We start from the raw sequence: 19,232 nt of genomic DNA, 5'->3' as shown, positions 1-19,232 counted from the left end.
AAATCATGCGCTTCGCTTTTTTGTTTTACACTTCAACTATAAAAATTACCACTTCACTATCCATTTTTAACCACTCATTAAACATCTGTTTAAAACATTTGTTGCATTCACTAAAATTTATAACCTTTGTTACATCATATGATGAAAGAAGAACTAGATACGCAGAACCGGATCAAAGAGGCAGCAAGGCGGGTATTTTTGAGACAGGGATTTGATGGGGCTAAAATCCGCCAGATCGCGGAAGAAGCCGGAGTGAATGTTGCCTTGGTAAATTATTATTTCCGGAGCAAAGAGCAACTATTCAAAAGTGTTTACAAAGAAACTTTTGGTGTATTGTTTGGAAAGATTGTGATGTTATTGAATGAAGAAACGCCCCTGGAAGTAAAAATCTGGAAAATAGTGGATAAATATACCGATCTGATTATGGAAAATCCGCTAATGCCGATGTTTGTACTGTCAGAAAACAGAGAAGATGGAAATACACTTTTTAAAGATTTAAATGTACGGGAAGTGATCCGTAACTCCTATTTTACCAAACAGTTGCAGGAAGAAATACAAAAAGGGAATATCCGGGAGGTAGCCCCACTGCATATTATTTTTTCAATTTTAGGTAATGTCGTGTTTCCTTTTCTGGCTCGTCCGGCTATTTCGTATATGGGTGACCTGAATGAGGAAGGGTTCAGAAAATTTATGGAGGAGCGGAAAAAAATTATTCCGGAAATGATTATGGCTTATTTAAAGGTAAAGTAAAAAATTTTATACCTGCGTTAAACACCTGTTTAAAACACATGTTAAAAAACAAATTTTTATTTATATGAAAACGCTTATTGTAGGAATTGTTTGTTTGATATCAACAATACTCCCTGCCTGGTCACAGGATACGCTTACCCTTGCGCAATGTTATCAGGCAGCAGCACAACATTATCCTTATGTCAAACAGAAAGGACTGCTTTCTCAAACTGGTGCATTATCGGTACTGAACTTAAAAGTGAACCGCTGGCTTCCGCAAGCTTCTATAAACGGACAAGCTACCTGGCAATCGGAAGTAACCAGGCTCCCCATTGAATTGCCTGGAATACAAGTACCTCAGTTGAGCAAAGACCAGTACAAAGTTACCCTGGATGCCAGTTATGCCCTCTACGATGGTGATGCGAATCGCTTACAGCAAAAATTACAGAAAGAAACTACTGCCCTGGAAGTACAGCAGGTAGAAGTAGAATTACAAAAGCTGAAAGAGCAGGTAAATCTTTTTTTCCTGAACGCCCAGCTTGCTGAAGAGAATATGAAACTGCTGGAAACTTTGCAAAAAGACCTAAAAAACAGAATTGATAAACTCTCTGCCAATGTCAGATATGGGACTGCCGCCCAAACCTCAGCAGATGCCCTGCAAGCCGAATACCTGAAAACTACCCAGAAACTGAGTGAACTTCAGATTTCCAGGAAAGGATTGAAAGAAATGCTGGCTTTACTTACCGGACTACCGGTTGAAGCCACTACGCCTTTAAGTTTGGGCACAGAAGAAGTAAGCATCGCACATGTAACGACAAGTAATCATCCGCAGGTAAAGGTATTTACCCTGCAACGTTCACAAGTCGATATTCAGAATAAGCTTACTGGCAGCAGTCTGCAACCCCGGCTGAGCGCTTTTGCCCAGACTGGCGCAGGCCGTCCGGCACTCAATTTTCTCAACAACGATTTCCGGAGTTTTTTCCTGGGAGGTGTTAAGTTAAGCTGGCCTATTTCCAATGGCTATAATCTGCGAAGAGAGCAACAAATACATTCCCTGCGGAAACAAATCATCCAAACCCGTCAGGAGACATTTGAAAAGAATCTGGCGCTGCAACTCAGGCAGCAACAATCAGAAGTGGAACGCTATCAGGCCATGCTGGAGCAGGACAAAGAAATTGTAGCCTTACGGACCAAGATCAAACAAAGTGCAGGTACCCAGCTGGAAAATGGGGCTATTGCTGCCAGAGATTATATCAGCGAACTCAACCAGGAAAGTGAAGCTTTGTTGAATCAGAATCTGCATCGCCTCCAATGGCAAATGGCTAAGCTACAATATGTGACTCTGTCAGGAAATTAAACTTCATCACAATAACCGATACTTCTCATTCAATCATTAATATTTTATATGAAAACTATTTTAATCCTGATTACTGCGGCTGCAAGTTTCTGGGCATGCAACCGTAATAATGACCAGTCGGATGCCTATGGAAATTTTGAAGCGGTGGAAACCATCGTTTCTGCCCAGGCAACCGGCATGCTGGAATCTTTTACCGTGGAAGAAGGTAAACAACTCAACAGCGGCGAAACAGTTGGCTTAGTGGATACACTGCAGCTCGCTTTGCAAAAAGAGCAGCTTCTGGCAAGTCTGCAGGCGGTTTCCTCCCGTACACCTAATGTTAATACACAAGTATCTTTTTATGAAAATCAGATCGCCGTACAACAAGAGCAGCTCAATACTTTGTTACGGGAGAAAAAACGGACAGAAAACCTGCTGGCTGCTGAGTCAGTTCCGAAGAAACAGTTAGATGACATCCTCTCCCAGATCAGTGTACTGGAACGCCAAATTGCCCTGACACAAAAGCAAAAAACAGCGCAAGCCTCTGCCCTTTCCACTCAGAAATCAGGCGTACAATCGGAAGCTTTACCTCTGCAAAAACAGATTGAGCGGCTTAATGACCAGATCCAGAAATCAATTATTAGAAATCCTGTACCGGGAACCGTTACCATCCGTTTTGCAGAACCTGGAGAAGTCGTGAGTTATGGCAAGCCTTTATATAAAGTCGCTGATTTAAATAAGCTAGTATTACGTGCCTATGTAAGTGGTGACCAGCTGGTGAATGTAAAAACTGGTGGTAAAGTGAAAGTATTGGTGGATGCCCCTAATGACACCTTTAAAGAATATGCAGGCACGGTGCAATGGGTTTCCAGTAAATCTGAGTTCACACCCAAAGTGATCCAGACCAAAGATGAACGGGTAAATCTGGTATATGCCATGAAAATACTGGTAACTAATGATGGCAGCCTGAAAATCGGAATGCCGGCCGAAGTGCAATTCCAGGCTGAGTAATAGAAGCAAACATAAAGTAAGTAAACCAGGTAACAATTATCCATTCTCAACTTCAATTGTCCAACGGCTATGATCAGCATCAGAGGTATTTCAAAATCATTTGGAGAAACTAAAGCCTTACAGGATGTTTCTTTAGAGATACAGAAAGGGGAATTGTTCGGGCTGATCGGTCCGGATGGAGCCGGTAAAACTACCCTATTTAAAATTCTGGTAACTATTTTATTGCCGGATGCCGGGCAAGCCAGTATTGACGGACTTGATGTGGTACAAACCTACAAAAAACTTCGCCATCAGATTGGATACATGCCCGGACGTTTTTCGCTCTACCAGGATTTAACTATATATGAAAATCTCAGGTTCTTTGCCTCGGTTTTTGGAACTACCATAGAAGCCAATTACGATCTGATTGCTGACATATATTCGCAACTCGAACCCTTTAAAGACAGGAGGGCCGGTAAACTTTCCGGAGGAATGAAACAAAAATTAGCCCTTTGCTGTGCTCTCATTCACAAACCAGAAGTATTATTTTTAGATGAACCTACTACCGGAGTAGATGCCGTGTCGAGAAAAGAATTCTGGGAAATGCTGGGAAGGTTAAAAAAACGGGGACTCACCATTGTAGTATCTACCCCTTACATGGATGAAGCCAGCTTATGCGACCGGATTGCTTTTATTCAGAATGGGCAAATCCTGGCGATCAATACCCCGGAAGGTATTACCGGTAAGTTCACCAAACCTTTGCTGGCCGTCCGTGGAAAAGATACGTACCGGCTGATACTGGACTTGCGTAAGGCTCCCTTTACTGATACCTGTTATGCGTTTGGCGAATATCTGCATCTTAGCCTGAAAACGGATACTGTGAGTGAAGCGCAGGTGCATACCTATTTACAGGAAAAACAGCACAGCCAGGTAGAAATACAATCTATTACACCTACTATTGAAGACACTTTTATGTCACTCATGCATGCTTCATGAAATGGTTGATAGTTGTTTGTTATAAGTAAAAATGCAAATCATCTTGATAGCCAAACTTTGCAAACACAGCCAGCATAATTACTATTGATTTACTATATAGTGCCTAATACTCATATTATTATGGAAAACGTTGTAATTGCAGAAAAATTAACCAAAAAGTTCGGGGAATTTATTGCCACCAACCAGATCAGTTTTGCAGTAAAAAAAGGGGAAATATTCGGTTTCCTGGGAGCAAACGGTGCCGGTAAAACTACTGCCATGCGTATGCTATGCGGACTGTTAACACCCTCTTCCGGAAGAGCAAGCGTAGCAGGTTTTGATGTATTTACCCAAGCGGAACGTATCAAAGAGCGAATTGGCTACATGAGCCAGAAATTCTCCTTGTATGAAGACCTTACCATACGGGAAAATATCCGCTTTTATGGGGCATATATGGTTTGAGTATACAAGCCATAAAATCTAAAACCGCCCGTATTCTGGATAACTTATTACTGGAAGGCGTAGCCGACAAACTGGTTGGCTCTTTACCCCTCGGCTGGAAACAAAAACTTGCCTTTTCTGTGGCCTTGCTGCACGAACCACCTGTGGTGTTTTTAGACGAACCCACCGGCGGTGTTGACCCTATTACCAGGCGGCAGTTCTGGGACATGATCTACCAGGCCGCCAGTGAAGGCACTACCATTTTTGTAACTACCCACTACATGGACGAAGCCGAGTATTGCAACCGGGTTTCGATTATGGTAGATGGCCGTATGCAGGCACTCGATACACCCAGAGGGTTAAAGGAGCAATATGGCGTTACCTCTATGGATGGAGTTTTCCAGATTCTGGCCAGGGGTACTTCTGCTAAATAGTTGTTGGTTGTTCGTTATTAATTATTGGTAACAGCCTATATAAGTATTTAATACTCACTACTTGATACTCAGATAATGAAACGCTTCTTCGCTTTTGTTCATAAAGAATTCCTGCATATTTTCCGTGACAGGCGTACCCTGCTGATTTTATTCGGATTGCCATTTGTGCAGGTTTTATTATTCGGGTTTGCCCTCACCAATGAAATCAAATATGCCAGAATAGCCATTTTAGACAACAATAAAGGCATTCATTCCGGACAGATCACCAGCCGCCTGCTTTCATCGGGTTATTTCCAGCTGGAAGAAAACCTGATCTCCTATCCGCAGATTGAGCAAGCTTTCCGGAAAGGAACGATCAAAATGGTGGTGGTATTTCCTCCGGATTTTGACCTGGAATATGAACGCCAGCAAACTTCCCAGATCCAGTTACTGGCAGATGCTTCTGAACAAAATACGGCTATCAGCCTGGTCAATTATGCTTCGGCCATCATCCGGGATTATACAAACGAACAAAACCCGCTTACAGTCCGGCCTATGACGATAGATATCCGGTCCAGAATGGTGTTTAATCCTGAACTCAAAGGAGCCTTTGTATTTGTACCTGGCGTGATGGCGATGGTATTGCTGCTTGTATCTGCGATGATGACCTCTGTAACCATTGCCAGGGAAAAAGAAATGGGCACTATGGAAGTATTAGCGGTATCGCCGCTGAGCCAGATGCAGATCATATTTGGAAAAGTGTTGCCTTACCTTTTGCTCTCCTTTATTAATGGCTGCCTGATCATTGCCCTGGGTATTTTTGTACTTCATATTCCATTGAACGGAAGTTTAATATTACTACTGGCAGAAACCCTGCTGTTCATCTTTCTGGCTTTATCCATCGGCATATTCATCTCCACCCTGACCAACTCCCAGCTGGTTGCCATGTTTGCCTCGCTGGTGATCATGCTGATGCCGACTATCTTTTTATCCGGCTTTATTTTTCCAATTGAAAGTATGCCCAAAGCCTTGCAGGTGATTTCCAACATCATTCCGGCCAAGTATTTTATTGCGATAGTGAAGGGAATCATGATTAAAGGTATTGGAATAGATTCCCTGCTCAAAGAAACAGTCATTTTGGTGGGAATGTCAGTGGTGTTTATTGTGATCAGTTTGAAAAAATTAAAAACAAGAAGTGCATGAGACGTATTTTATTTCTTATAGAAAAAGAATTCAAGCAGATTTTCCGCAATGCAGTGCTGCTCCGGATGATGCTGGTCGCTCCCATTATGCAGCTCATTCTGCTATCATTGGCAGCTAATTTTGAAGTAAAAGACCTGAAAGTAACCATCGTCGACAGCGATCATTCTACCTATTCTTCCCGTTTAATCAGCAAATTCAGCCATATTGATAACTTCCGATTGTATTCCTTTGTACCCTCTTACAAACTGGCACAGCTGCAACTCTTACAGAATAAAGCCGACCTGATCATCGTGATTCCTCCCTACTTTGAAAGAGATTTATACCGGGAAAACAAAGCTGAATTGCAGTTAATGGTGAATGCAATAGATGGTTCAAAAGCAGGAATTGCCAGTGGCTATGCCAGCAGTATTATCCAGGATTTTAACCGGGAAATCCGGAGCGAAAACTATCCAACCTCTATAGATCAAAGCACTGAAGCTATTCAGGTAGTGAACCAGTACTGGTATAATCCGCAGCTGAATTACAAAACTTTTATGGTGCCAGGTATATTATTCGAGTTACTGTTATTGATAGGCGCATTGATTGCTGCCCTGAATATTGTGCGTGAAAAAGAGATTGGAACCATGGAACAGCTCAACGTTACGCCCATAAAAAAATACCAGTTTATTCTTGGTAAGCTTACTCCTTTTGTGATCATCGGATTGGTGCAATTCACCGTGGGTTTACTGGTAGGTTTGTTTCTTTTCAACATTCCACTGGAAGGAAGCCTGTTACTCATGTATGGCTTTGCTTTGCTGTTTCTGCTGCTCAGTGTAGGGCTGGGTTTATTTATTTCCAATATTTCTCAAACCATGCAGCAAGCGATGTTTGCCGCTTTCTTTTGCCTGGTACTGTTCATCCTACTCAGCGGTTTGTTTGCTTCTACAGAAAACATGCCCCAATGGGCACAATACCTCAATTACCTCAATCCGCTGAAATACATAATTGAAGTAGGCCGGAATGTAATGCTGAAAGGAAGCAGCTTTTATGAGGTGCGTCATCAGTTTTTCGCCTTATTGCTGCTCACAGCCAGTACATTATCTCTGGCCACCTGGCGTTACCGCAAAACAGCCTAAGAACCAATCAAAAATTATTTACATTCAGAAATATTGATTCAAATAATTTTGATAACTAAGAAAATGAAAGTGAGATGTAATTTAAAACTGGCCAATTTACTTATTTAAAGGGCAATAAAAGAGCCAAAAAACCTTTATTGTAATTTGAGGGATTTATCTGCCTGATGATTTCTGTGAAATGACTGGCTGTGTCCAGGCGGTTTCCCTGTCTCCATCCTGAAATGGATTCACTTTGGGCTTGGTAGACAGAATTTTTGCCCGTACATACAAATCATTTTTCCGGAGCGAATAAGTAGCCTTGCTACCTTTTACTTCTTTTAATACTTTCGGCTGACCCCCTTTTTTTCCGGCTCCCCAGAACTGAATGGTATACTCAATACCTGGCTCCGGTTTTACTTCTACCTCTAATTTCTTTCCATCAAAACTCATTTCCTGAAGTTCTACGCCAGTGGTAGCATAAAAATCTCCTTTCTCCATTGCGCTGATAATAGCTTCAGGAGTTAATTCGTTGGCACGCACCATGATCCAGCCTCTGCCCGGATTACTTAAGCCGACTTTATACTCCAGGTGATTATGGGCATCATCGGTGGCGAGGCCATACAGCAGCGGTTTTCCATCCTTCAAATACTGAATCTGCAGGCGATCCCAGAGTTCTTCCATACCCATAGTTGTAGAGTCGCCGTAATTATGCACATGAGGATGCCCATTATATACTTCAAAAAACCGCTCTCCTTTCAATCCCAGCATGTCTTCCAGTTTAATAGCCCATCCGAAATTAGGATGATTGATATGCGGAAACATAAGTTGTCCGGTAAGTTCCCGTTGGGCATATACGGCGTTGAGGTTATTCTGCATGACTTCAGCTACAGAATTACCTCCCTGCGGCTGAATCAACTCTTTTACATTAATGGCATTCATGTGTACCGGCTTACCCTGATAACCATCGGTTATTTCTTCCGCAGGGATGATCAAAAACCTGCCTTTTTCCTCAAATAATGGCCCATATTCGGGAAGTGTTTTTAGTCTTACTTCTGTCTGGCCGCTTGAATCAGTTCTGGTGTTTACCCATTCTTGCCCATATTTTTCTATATACTGTTTCAATCTTTGCTGCCGGAACGGATGTGCAGGGATTTGCTTCCATCGCTCAACGGTAGCCAGTACATTGTGATCGGATAGTGAGATAAAATGATACCCGTTTGATTTATACCAATCCATGATCATCTCAGGAAAGTCGTCTCCATCGCTCCAGTACGAGTGCGTATGAGTATTGCCTTTATACCACTGTAACGCAGATTCCTGGGCTGATAGCAGATGACTTAATAGGAGCAGCAGGAAGAAAAATAACTGGCGCATATACGTAAGCAGGCAGATGGTTAGTAAAGTAAATCTTAAGAAATATTCCGGAGATGGAAAGGTATTCCATAAATTTTATTTTCTTTAGGGAAAATACTGAGTTGCCTGTATCAGCATTCAGGCAATCCGATCAATGCCTGAAACCATGAATGCCATTCAGATCAGATAATTTTTATTGTGATCCCACACAGGGCAGATACGATTTTTTGAAATACCTATTCATTTTTTACTGTAACTATTTTTAAAGATACCCAGTATTAATTTTTTATGTGCACCGGTAACAGCTTGCAATACATATTGCTTTATTCTTTATCCGGTCCTGACAGCTTTGAATGATTTTTACAGACCAGTTATTACAGATAATAATTTTAGCAATGTAGTTCTGACTTATTTTTTATGGATATTTCCCCGGTAATTTTCGTAATTGACGACAGTGAAATTGATTGCCTGATTGTGAATAAACTGCTTCATCAAAAATTTCCACATATCAAACTGGAAGCATTCCATTCGGCAGACGAAGCACTGGAAACCATCAAAAATCTGGAAGCCAGCCATTCCATACTTCCGTCGCTGATTCTGCTGGATATCAACATGCCTGTCAAAAATGGATGGGAGTTTTTAGATGAGTATCAGGCATTAGCTCCCCAAAGCCTGAAGCAAATCAAAGTAATCATTTTTACCTCGTCCATCCATCCGGCAGATCCTATCACTGCCAGACAATATAAAATGGTGGTGGATTTTATTGTAAAACCCATCAGAAAAGAAGACATTGAAGAAAAAATTAGCCGATACTGTTAACTCCATATTTCATATTATAAATAAAGGTTCTCAAAGCTTTCCATTGTTCATCCGTATACCTGATTTAGCTTGTAAATTTATTCTGGTTTCTATCCGATTATTTGGATTGTTTGTTCGATTGCTTAAATTAAAGCACTATTCGTTATAGTTTTTATAACAATACATTGACCAGCAATGACATAAGACCAGTTGTTTAACATGAAAATTGATACGATCCCAGCAACACACACAGTATCCTCCACTTATGAAGAAGAAAAAAGGCTGAATGCCCTGAAAAGCTATTTCATTCTGGATACTCCCCCTGAAGAAGAATTAGATGCGCTCACCCGTTTGGCGGCATATATATGCAACTGCCCTGTTTCGCTGATCACTTTAATAGATGCTGACCGGCAATGGATCAAATCTAAACAAGGTATGGATGTAACGGAAACCGTACTGGAAATATCCTTTTGTAAATTTACCATTAAGAGTGATCAGATGTTAGAAGTATTCGATGCAACAACAGATGAGCGCTTTTCCAGCAATCCGATGGTAACCGGCGATCCACATATTCAATATTATTGCGGAATGCCGCTGATCACACCGGAGGGGTACCGGCTAGGTTCTTTGTGCGTAATAAATTATAAACCCAGCCAGTTGAATTCCCAACAGAAACAAGCCCTACAGATACTGGCAGGCGAAGTGATGGCAAGGATGGAATTAAAGAAGCAGAAAAAACAGCTGGAATTAGAAAAAAAACGCCTGGCCGAAAGTGAAAACCGCTACCGGCAACTCATTGAAAATATCGAAGGTTTTATTTTTACCCATGATCTGAATGGCGTTATTCTTTCTGTCAATCAGAAAATGGCTGCCACCCTTGGATATACGCAGGAAAACCTGGTTGGCAAAAATCTGCAAACTATATTGTCTGAAGAGGTAAAATGCTCATGTGATGCCTATTTACAGCAGTTCAATCAAACAAAAGTAGCGAGTGGCATGATGCAAATAGTTACGGCTCATAAGCAGGAAATGTTCTGGTTATACCGGAATTTTAAATACCAGGATGAACGTAAACAAACGTATATTATTTGTTCGGCGCAGGATATTACTGAAAAGGAGCTCGCCCGGCAGATGCTGCAACAATCCAAAGAAGAACTGGAAAACATTGTTCAGCTCCGGACTTCAGAACTGATAAACACCAATGAAGTCCTGGAAAAAACCAGAGCAGAACTAGACCTGTTTGTCTATCGTGCTTCTCATGATCTGTTAGGCCCTCTGTGTTCATTGAAAGGATTACTTACCATTGCCCGACTTCAGCAAAACCAGATCTCTGACAATGAGCCGGATTATGTTACCCTCATGTGGCAAACAGTCAACAAGCTCCATCAGGTATTAAATGGACTTCTTACCTATTCAAACAATACTCATTTTAGTTTAGAATACAAGCCTATTGATATGGAAGCAGTGATCAAAGAAGAGTTTCTGGCTTGCCAGCGCATTGAAGGATTTAACCGGGTTCGCCTTACCACTCATATTGAAGCAGCTCAGCCTTTCTATTCAGATGAGGAAAGAATCCGGATCATTTTTAAGAGTTTGTTCTCCAACAGTATTACTTTTCAAAGTAATACTGTTGGAGAACCTGCCATTCATGTTTCTGTGAACAGCAGCAGCGAAAAAGCTGTTTTTGTTATCCGCGATAATGGCGTAGGAATATCGAAAAATGCTATTCCGCAGGTATTCAACCTATTTTCCAAGTCTGCTTCCCATTCCAAAGGTCCTGGATTAGGTTTGTTTATTGTGAAAGAAGTACTCAAAAAATTAGATGGCCAAATTGAGGTTGAATCACAGGAAGGAAAAGGCACTAGATTTATGATAGAGATACCCAATCAGTTTCCATAATTGATTGCCCCATACAGCCTTTAACTCAAGGCTGTCATTTCCTTCAGTAAAAGTTATTATAAAAAAGCCGGGTTGTCGAAAAAAAAGCCCCAATGGTCTAAATTTATCAGAGAAAAACAATATTTTTTTGTACTTGTATCATGTAGGAACATGTTGACTTGTAAGCTATATAGAGCTGATCTTCGTTACAAGCTTTCATTTCTGCTTTTAGCATATACTGTTTATATCCATTTATTTTTAGGTATTTATGAGAAGAACTTTTTGGATCGTAATCCTGCTGGCAGCATTTTCCTTGCTGGTTATTACTTGTCAGGTAAGCAAAAATACTTCCCCACAAGAATCATCCAATCAGGTAAAAGAGGAAATGGCCTTTACCACGCCCCGGACGGTTAACCAGAATCCCTCTCCCCTCCCTTTAACTCCCGAGCAAAGTTTACAGTCTTTCCGGCTTCCGGCTGGTTACCGCCTTGAACTGGTAGCCAGTGAGCCGATGGTAACTGAACCTGTGGCCCTTACCTGGGATGGAAATGGCAGAATGTATGTGGCACAAATGGAAACATACATGCAAACTGTAGATACCACTGGCGAACATGTTTCCACAAGCCGGGTGATGCTGCTAGAAGATACCAATGGTGATGGGAAGATGGACAAGAGTTCTGTGTTTATCGACAAACTCATGTTACCCCGCATGGTACTGTGTGTGGGTAATGAATTGCTGGTAAACGAAACAGATACCTACGACATTTATGCCTATAAAGACAGTGATGGAGATGGAAAGGCTGACCAGAAACGGTGTGTGTACAAGGTAGGGAAAAAATCGCCCGGAAATCTCGAACACCAGCGCAGTGGCCTGGACTGGAATCTGGACAACTATATTTATGTAACCGTTGACCCGGTCCGTTTCAGTTATGTAGATGGTCAACTACAAGCTGATACACTGGTAAGCGGCTCCAATGGGCAATGGGGATTGACCCACGATAATTATGGACGGTTGTTTTTTAGCCGGGCCGGAGGAGAAAATGCCGGTTCTGGTTTTCAGATCAATCCGGTATATGGGCAACTGGAATTTGCTGACGCGTATGTAGATTCTACGTTTGGACCCGTTTGGCCTATCATCAAAACACCTGATATTCAGGGCGGCCTGAAACGATTACGTCCTGACTCTACCCTTAATCATTTTACGGCTGGCAACGGGCAATCTATTTTCCGGGGCGACCGCCTGCCTCATTCATTAGTGGGAGATTACCTGATTAACGAACCAGTAGCCAGAATTATCCGCCGGGCGAAAGTAGTTAATAAAGAAGGAAAAACCACTCTAGAAAATGCCTATCAACAGGAAGAATTTATTGCTTCCACGGATATGAACTTCCGTCCGGTAAATACCTATACAGGTCCGGATGGCTGCCTGTATATTGTGGATATGAATAGGGGCATCATACAGGAAGGTACCTGGACCGCACCTGGTTCTTATTTGCGTCCTCAAATCCAACGTTTAGGACTTGATAAAAATAAACAACGGGGCAGGATTTACCGGCTGGTATACGAAGGAATCAAGCCTGGCCCTGCCCCACAAATGCTGAAAGAGCCTACCACTACACTGGTAAGCTATCTGAACCACTCCAATGGCTGGTGGCGTGATAATGCCCAGAAAGAAATTATTGTACGCAAAGATCAATCAGTTGTGCCATTTCTGAAACAGATGGCAATGGGCGAAAAAGGAAACTTAACTCAAACACCTACCGCCCTAGGTAGACTTCATGCACTGTGGACACTGGAAGGATCAGGAGCAATAGATAAAGAGATTTTACTCAAAGCCATGCAGGATGAAGATGCGCAGGTCAGAAGGGCAGCGGTTTGGATCAGTGAGCCGTACCTGAAGAAAAATGATGCGCAGGTCATTGAAAGACTGGCTTCCCTTCAGCAGGACGAAAGTTACGATGTACGCACCCAGTTACTGCTTTCCCTGCAATACAGTAATTCAGATAAAGCAAAAGCAATTACGCAGGATCTACTTGCAATTAATGCCTCCAGCCAGATGCTGACCGGTGTACAAAAGAGCATAGAAAAGAATGCAGATGTAAAAAAATTCGGACGTAAACTGGGTAACCTGGATGTAGCCAGCCGCAAAATGATACTCGATGGAGCGATTACTTTCAAATCCCTTTGTGCCACCTGCCATGGAGGTGATGGAAAAGGTTTACCCAGCCAGATTGCCCCGCCCCTGGTAGTCAATTTCCGGCGGATGATGGAAAACAAAGAGGGTATGATTAAAATATTGCTGCATGGATTGACCGGACCAGTAGAAGGAAAAACATATCCGGATGTAATGCCGCCTATGGGAGCAAATGAAGATGCCTGGATTGCTTCTGTGCTCAGTTATGTACGCTACGATCTGGGATTATCCGACAGAGGGTTCCCCACCTCCTCTTCACCAGAGTTTTTATCCAGGATTTTAGTAAAGCCCGAAGAAGTAAAAAAGGCCAGGGAACAATCCGCAGGCAGAACTCAATTCTGGACCTGGGAAGAACTGGAGAAAGTTAAGCCGCAACAATAGATAAGTAGGAAACGCAGTACAAAGAAAAACCTTATTGGCTACTAAGTAGTGCAGGAATATCTCTCCACACAATACGGTGAACTTCTCCATAGCCTCCCCCTGGGTTTTCTACTTCAGTGGTTTCTTCATGCACCCCTCCCATCAGCTGGTAAAATTTGCGGGCGCTTACATTCCTGGTATACACCCATAAATAAAATGGCTGTGTGGCATCTTGCTCATACGCCCAGGCAGCCGCAGACCGCAATAATTTTCTCCCCAGCCCCTTCCCTTTGTATGTAGATAATATATGCAGATTGTCGAGCAAAGAGCCCCAAACCGGATCATGGCTGGCAAATACACAAGCCAGTCCGCAGATGAAGCCATTCTCTTCTGCTACCAGTATATATTGATTTTCCTTTGGGTGCTCCAGACGCTCTTTCCAGACTTTTAATCTGTCTTGTTTTACCTCATTGTTTAGGTATTCATCCAGCAATATTCCCTGGTAATTTTCCTGCCAGCTTCTGGTATGAAGTAAAGCAATCTGTTCGATATCTTGTTGGGTGGCTTCTCTAAAGTTCATTGATATTTCGTTGGGTATACTTTTACACTGTTGAGCAAAGTTTACAATGCTAACAAATTTATTGGCCCTAAAAATAGTAATAATACATTATCAAGAAAAACATGTAGTTTGAATGAAGAGGTTAGTTTTCGGAAAGAAAATAGAATAGTTAGATTTCTACATAAAAATGCGTCCGGAAAAGTATATGTACTTTCCCGGACGCATGCCACCTGAACTTAATAATATAATTAATCTTGCTTATTTAATACCATCCACCACCCAATGCCCGATAAATATTAACCATGGCATTCAGTTGCTGCATTTTGGTTTCAACCAGATCAAATCTTGATTCCAGTGCATCCCGCTGGGTTAGCAATACTTCCATGTAATCGGCTCTGGCAGATCGGAACAGGTTATTGGAAATGGTGATCGACTGGGTAAGTGCCTCCACTTCCTGCGCTTTCAATTCATAACTTTGTCCCATGTTATTGATATTTGAGAGTTGATTGGCCACCTCAATATAGGCGTTTAAAATCGTACGCTGATAATTATAAACAGCCTGTATCTGTCTGGCATTGGCACTATAATAGGCAGCTTTTATGGCATTTCTGTTAATGAGGGGCGCAGCCAGATCTCCGGCCAGCGAGAAAAGCATGGATTCGGGGGTTTTAAGCAAATAAGATGGATCAAAGGCTCGTAATCCTATGCCTCCGGTTATGCGCAAGGAGGGATAAAAGTTAGCTTTGGCCACTTTTACATCTAGCTTAGCAGCTGCCAGATCCAGTTCTGCCTGCTTAACATCCGGTCGGTTTTCCAATAATTGTGAGGGTATGCCGGCATAAATACTATCCGGCACCAAATCATTGAAAGACTGTGAGTTTCGTTGCACAGGCTGAGGAAATCTACCGACCAGAAAGTTGATTCTGTTCTCCGCTTCTGTGATCCGTTGCTGAATATTGTACTGTAAGCTTCTCGTATTGAGCACTTGTGCTTCAAACCGGCGTACGGCCAGTTCAGTTACCCTGGTAGCTGTTTTCTGCAACCTTACTATTTCCAGGGCATTGCTCTGGATTTCAATATTCTGTTTTACAATATCCAGCTGATTATCCAGGGCCAGTAATTCATAATAAGAAGTAGCAATTTCGGCAATCAGGTTCGTTACCATAAAATTTCTACCCTGAACGCTAGACATATACCTTGTTAAGGCGGATTTTTTAGCATTCCGCAGCTTATGCCAGATATCTACCTCCCAAGATGCAAATGCACCTATCATAAAATCTGGAAAAGGGTCCGGCATTTCTTTGTCGGGTTCAATATCCGTGCTTGCCTCTGTTGCACCCCGGAAAGTATATCTACCAGCCTTCTCCACTCCTGCCCCCCCTTGTAAACCTATAAAAGGTAAATATTCCCCTGTTCTGGCTCTTACCTCATTTCTGGCAATCTGGATTTCCTGTAAGGTAATATTGAGTTCCTGATTATTTTTTAGGGCCGTATCAATCAGCGCATTCAGGTTGGGGTCTGTAAAATACTGCTGCCATCTGACTTTTGCTGTATTGGTCGTGTCCTGCGAGTTGATGTAACGCGCAGGGACGGCCCTGTTTTCTGTTTTGGTCATGAGTGAAGGAGTGGTACAGGCCGAAAAAGCCAGCGACAGACATACTACTCCCAGAAATTTATATATGAGTTTTTTATGCATGATTCGTATTTTCTTCAGTTACAGGAAAAGCGTCTAATTGATGAACCAGGTTTTCGCTTAAAGGAGCTTCTTCTTCATTCTTAATCAGCTGACGGCCATCTGCCAGATGGGCAAATATGTAATACAATCCGGGAATGATGATAACCCCGAAAATGGTTCCAAATAACATACCACCCAAGGCAGACGCACCAATCGTTCGGTTACCAATGGCTCCGGCACCCGTGGCAATAATCAAGGGAATCAATCCGGCAATAAAGGCGAAGGAGGTCATTAAGATCGGACGGAAACGGACCTTGGCTCCTTCAATGGCGGCATTCAGAATGGTTGCTCCCTGCTGACGCTTTTGAACAGCAAATTCTACAATCAGCACAGCGTTTTTACCTAAAAGCCCCACCAACATGATAAGGCCGATCTGGGCATAGATATTATTCTCCAGCCCCATCAGCTTGAGTAATAAAAATGAACCAAATACCCCAACAGGTAGCGAAAACACCACCGCTAGTGGAATAATAAAACTCTCATACTGGGCAGCCAACACAAAATACACGAACATCAATACAATCAAAAACACATATAGCGCCTCATTGCCCCGGATGGATTCATCATAGGAAAGACCTTCAAAAGCAATGTCGTATCCTTTTGGCAAGGTCTTGCTGGACACTTCCCGGATGGCTTGAATGGCATCTGCCGTAGTATATCCCTTTGCTGGAAGGCCCTGAATAGCTGCGGAATTATACAGATTGAAACGGGTAATTTCATTGGGTCCCTGTCCTTTTTTCAGCTTCATGAACGAAGAATAAGGTACCATTTCGCCTGCTTCATTTTTAACAAAAAGTTTTAACAGATCGGAAGGAAGTCTTCTAAAGCTGGGATCAGACTGAACGTACACTTTGAAAAACTGATTGAACTTAATAAAGCCTTGTTCATAGGTACTGCCAATCATAATATTAAGGTTGTCCATCGCTTTTCCGATAGACACGCCTTTTTGCATAGCCAGATTATTATCTATCTCTAGTTCGTATTGCGGATAATTGGCCGCAAAAAAGGTGAATAAGCCGGTGAGTTCTTTACGTTTAGCCAGATTATCCATAAATTCCTTATTGATTTTATCAAATTCCCGGTAATCCGTATCGGTTGTTTTGTCGAGTAATCGCATCGAAAAACCGCCGGAAGTACCAAAGCCGGGAATGGCCGGTGGTTCAAAGAATTCGACAATGGCTCCCAGTCCCTTGGATTTTTCCTCCAGCTCTTCCATAATTTCCTTTACATTGTGGTGGCGCTGCGACCAGGGTTTCAGATTGATCAGACAAGTACCTGCATTGGACCCCCGACCTTCCGTCATAATTTCGTAACCAGCCAGAGAAGATACTGATTCCACGCCATCGATCTCTTCGCACACTTTCTGAAGCCGCTGGGAAACCTGGTTGGTTTTTTCAAGGGTAGAACCGGGAGGAGTTTGAATAATGGCATAAATTGTCCCCTGGTCTTCATTGGGAATAAATCCTGCCGGCAAAATTTTATTTTCGAAAAATATACCTGCACCAAATGCAAGTAATATCCCGAATGTAACGGCCCTTCTATTGACAATTAACTTCAACAAACCCACATATTTTCCGGTAAGTTTATCAAAACCCCTGTTAAAACTATCGAGTGATTTGGTCAGCAGGTTTTTCTTTTTCGCATGTCCATGATGATTCTTTAACAACATGGCACACAGTACTGGTGTCAGGGTAAGAGCAATTAAGGCCGAGATAACAATGGAACTGGCCATAGTAATAGAGAACTGGCGGTAAAAAGTACCTACCGGACCAGACATAAATGAAATAGGCAAGAATACCGACACCATTACAGCCGTAATGGCGATAATAGCGCCACTGATCTCACCCAATACTTTTTTAACTGCATTATATGGTGACAGATGTGGCTCTTCTTCCATTTTAGCATGCACGGCCTCTACCACCACAATGGCATCATCTACTACGATACCTATCGCCAGTACAAGGGCAAAAAGTGTAACTAAATTGATGGAAAGGCCAAAAAACTGAATAACAAAAAATGCTCCTATTAAAGATACCGGAACAGCCAGAATGGGTATCAGAGTAGAACGCCAGTCACCCAGGAATATAAACACCACCAAGGCAACCAGAATAAAAGCATCCCGTAAGGTATGCAGTACCTGCTCGATGGAAGCGTCCAGGAATTGAGACACATCATAGCTGATCTTATAATCCATTCCCGGAGGAAAAGAGCCTTTCATGTCTTCGAGTTTGGCTTTTACTTCTTCAATTACCTCACTGGCATTACTGCCATAGTTCTGTTTCAATACAATGGCTGCCGAAGGACGGCCATCCAGGTTAGAATAGATATCAAAGAATTCACTTCCCAGCTCTACAGTCGCTATATCTTTCAGATGTATGCTTTCCCCTTCCGGATTGGCCCGGATAATAATACTCTCATATTCCTCGGGTTTGTTATAACGTCCTTTGTAGGTAAGCACATACTCCAGCGACTGGGCAGCGATACCTGAACTTTGACCTAACCTGCCCGGACGTCCGATAATACTTTGTTCTCCTAAGGCTGTCATTACTTCCTCTACGGAAATGTTATAAGCCCGCATGCGGTCAGGATTCAGCCAGACGCGCATAGCATACCGGCGGCTACCCAGGATTTGTGCCCTGGCTACCCCTCTGGTCCGCTGGATTTCAGGGATCATTTTAACAGTGGCATAGTTGAACAGGAATTTTTCGTCCATGCTTTTTTCCTTAGAATAGAGATTGACATACATCAGCATACTGGGCTGGATGGGAGTAATAATTACCCCTTCCCGCTGAACCAGTTCGGGCAAAAGCGGCATCACCTGATCTACCCTTGTTTTTACTCTAATCACCGCATCATTGGGATCAGTGCCGGGTTCAAAAATGATCCGCAGGGTAGCCTCCCCGGCACTGGTGGCATCAGTAGCGATATAGCGCATATCCTGCACACCGTTGATAGCCTGTTCCAGAGTAATCAGCGTAGATTTAACCAGTACATCTGCACTGGAACCGGGGTAAGCAATAAATATATTTACTGTGGTGGGGGCAATATCCGGGAATTGAGAAATAGGTAATTTTTTGATAGCCAGTATACCAATAAAGACTATCATGACCGATATGACAATTGCAAATACCGGCCTGTGTATAAACTTATTAAACATGTATTCTTCTGTTTAGG

Annotated in this window: 15 protein-coding genes; 11 read left to right on the top strand and 4 right to left on the bottom strand. The window is 42.5% G+C overall.

Annotation, left to right across the window (positions count from 1 at the left end; all coding sequences use genetic code 11):
• The first annotated feature begins 138 nt into the window (after positions 1–138).
• The 8 genes from GXP67_RS32670 to GXP67_RS32640 all read left to right on the top strand — a co-directional run bounded on the left by GXP67_RS32670 (position 139) and on the right by GXP67_RS32640 (position 7,202).
• Positions 139–750, top strand: coding sequence for a TetR/AcrR family transcriptional regulator (locus GXP67_RS32670; protein WP_162447002.1), 612 nt, complete (start codon positions 139–141; stop codon positions 748–750).
• A gap of 64 nt (positions 751–814) precedes the next feature.
• Positions 815–2,086, top strand: coding sequence for a TolC family protein (locus GXP67_RS32665; protein ID WP_162447001.1), 1,272 nt, complete (start codon positions 815–817; stop codon positions 2,084–2,086).
• A 48-nt stretch (positions 2,087–2,134) separates the two neighbouring features.
• Positions 2,135–3,076, top strand: coding sequence for an HlyD family secretion protein (locus tag GXP67_RS32660; protein ID WP_162447000.1), 942 nt, complete (start codon positions 2,135–2,137; stop codon positions 3,074–3,076).
• A 69-nt stretch (positions 3,077–3,145) separates the two neighbouring features.
• Complete coding sequence (locus GXP67_RS32655; protein WP_162446999.1) at positions 3,146–4,051, top strand: ABC transporter ATP-binding protein; 906 nt, start codon at positions 3,146–3,148, stop codon at positions 4,049–4,051.
• Between the two features lie 120 nt (positions 4,052–4,171).
• Positions 4,172–4,492 (top strand): ATP-binding cassette domain-containing protein, encoded by a 321-nt coding sequence (locus GXP67_RS37620; RefSeq protein WP_232064732.1) that lies wholly within the window; start codon positions 4,172–4,174, stop codon positions 4,490–4,492.
• Entirely contained in the window at positions 4,489–4,905 is a 417-nt protein-coding gene (locus tag GXP67_RS37615) for an AAA family ATPase (RefSeq protein ID WP_232064731.1), read from the top strand. The genes GXP67_RS37620 and GXP67_RS37615 overlap by 4 nt, the downstream gene beginning before the upstream one ends.
• A gap of 75 nt (positions 4,906–4,980) precedes the next feature.
• Entirely contained in the window at positions 4,981–6,087 is a 1,107-nt protein-coding gene (locus GXP67_RS32645) for an ABC transporter permease (RefSeq protein WP_162446998.1), read from the top strand.
• A complete protein-coding gene (locus GXP67_RS32640; RefSeq protein WP_162446997.1) occupies positions 6,084–7,202 on the top strand; it encodes an ABC transporter permease in 1,119 nt (372 codons plus the stop codon). Before GXP67_RS32645 ends, GXP67_RS32640 begins: the two co-directional genes overlap by 4 nt.
• Before the next feature lie 153 nt (positions 7,203–7,355).
• On the opposite strand, the gene GXP67_RS32635 is transcribed toward GXP67_RS32640, so the two are convergent.
• Positions 7,356–8,555, bottom strand: coding sequence for a CehA/McbA family metallohydrolase domain-containing protein (locus GXP67_RS32635; protein WP_232064730.1), 1,200 nt, complete (start codon positions 8,553–8,555; stop codon positions 7,356–7,358).
• 396 nt (positions 8,556–8,951) lie between these two features.
• Between GXP67_RS32635 and GXP67_RS32630 the strand changes: the two genes are divergently transcribed.
• The 3 genes from GXP67_RS32630 to GXP67_RS32620 all read left to right on the top strand — a co-directional run bounded on the left by GXP67_RS32630 (position 8,952) and on the right by GXP67_RS32620 (position 13,785).
• Positions 8,952–9,353, top strand: coding sequence for a response regulator (locus GXP67_RS32630; RefSeq protein WP_162446996.1), 402 nt, complete (start codon positions 8,952–8,954; stop codon positions 9,351–9,353).
• A gap of 198 nt (positions 9,354–9,551) precedes the next feature.
• Positions 9,552–11,231 carry a sensor histidine kinase gene (locus GXP67_RS32625; protein WP_162446995.1) on the top strand — a complete coding sequence of 560 codons (1,680 nt, stop codon included), beginning with the start codon at positions 9,552–9,554 and terminating at the stop codon, positions 11,229–11,231.
• A 247-nt stretch (positions 11,232–11,478) separates the two neighbouring features.
• Positions 11,479–13,785: a DUF7133 domain-containing protein gene (locus GXP67_RS32620; protein WP_162446994.1), complete on the top strand. Its 2,307-nt coding sequence runs from the start codon at positions 11,479–11,481 to the stop codon at positions 13,783–13,785.
• A 31-nt stretch (positions 13,786–13,816) separates the two neighbouring features.
• Here GXP67_RS32620 and GXP67_RS32615 read toward each other — a convergent pair whose 3' ends face one another.
• The 3 genes from GXP67_RS32615 to GXP67_RS32605 all read right to left on the bottom strand — a co-directional run bounded on the left by GXP67_RS32615 (position 13,817) and on the right by GXP67_RS32605 (position 19,215).
• Positions 13,817–14,344 (bottom strand): GNAT family N-acetyltransferase, encoded by a 528-nt coding sequence (locus GXP67_RS32615; RefSeq protein WP_162446993.1) that lies wholly within the window; start codon positions 14,342–14,344, stop codon positions 13,817–13,819.
• Between the two features lie 241 nt (positions 14,345–14,585).
• Positions 14,586–16,019: a TolC family protein gene (locus GXP67_RS32610; RefSeq protein WP_162446992.1), complete on the bottom strand. Its 1,434-nt coding sequence runs from the start codon at positions 16,017–16,019 to the stop codon at positions 14,586–14,588.
• Positions 16,012–19,215 (bottom strand): efflux RND transporter permease subunit, encoded by a 3,204-nt coding sequence (locus tag GXP67_RS32605; protein ID WP_162446991.1) that lies wholly within the window; start codon positions 19,213–19,215, stop codon positions 16,012–16,014. Before GXP67_RS32605 ends, GXP67_RS32610 begins: the two co-directional genes overlap by 8 nt.
• Between the last annotated feature and the right edge of the window lie 17 nt (positions 19,216–19,232).

It is taken from the genome of Rhodocytophaga rosea (assembly GCF_010119975.1).
Classification (GTDB): Bacteria; Bacteroidota; Bacteroidia; order Cytophagales; family 172606-1; genus Rhodocytophaga; species Rhodocytophaga rosea.
The sequence above is the reverse complement of the archived record's forward strand: the minus strand, read 5'-3'. Positions and strand labels throughout refer to the sequence as shown.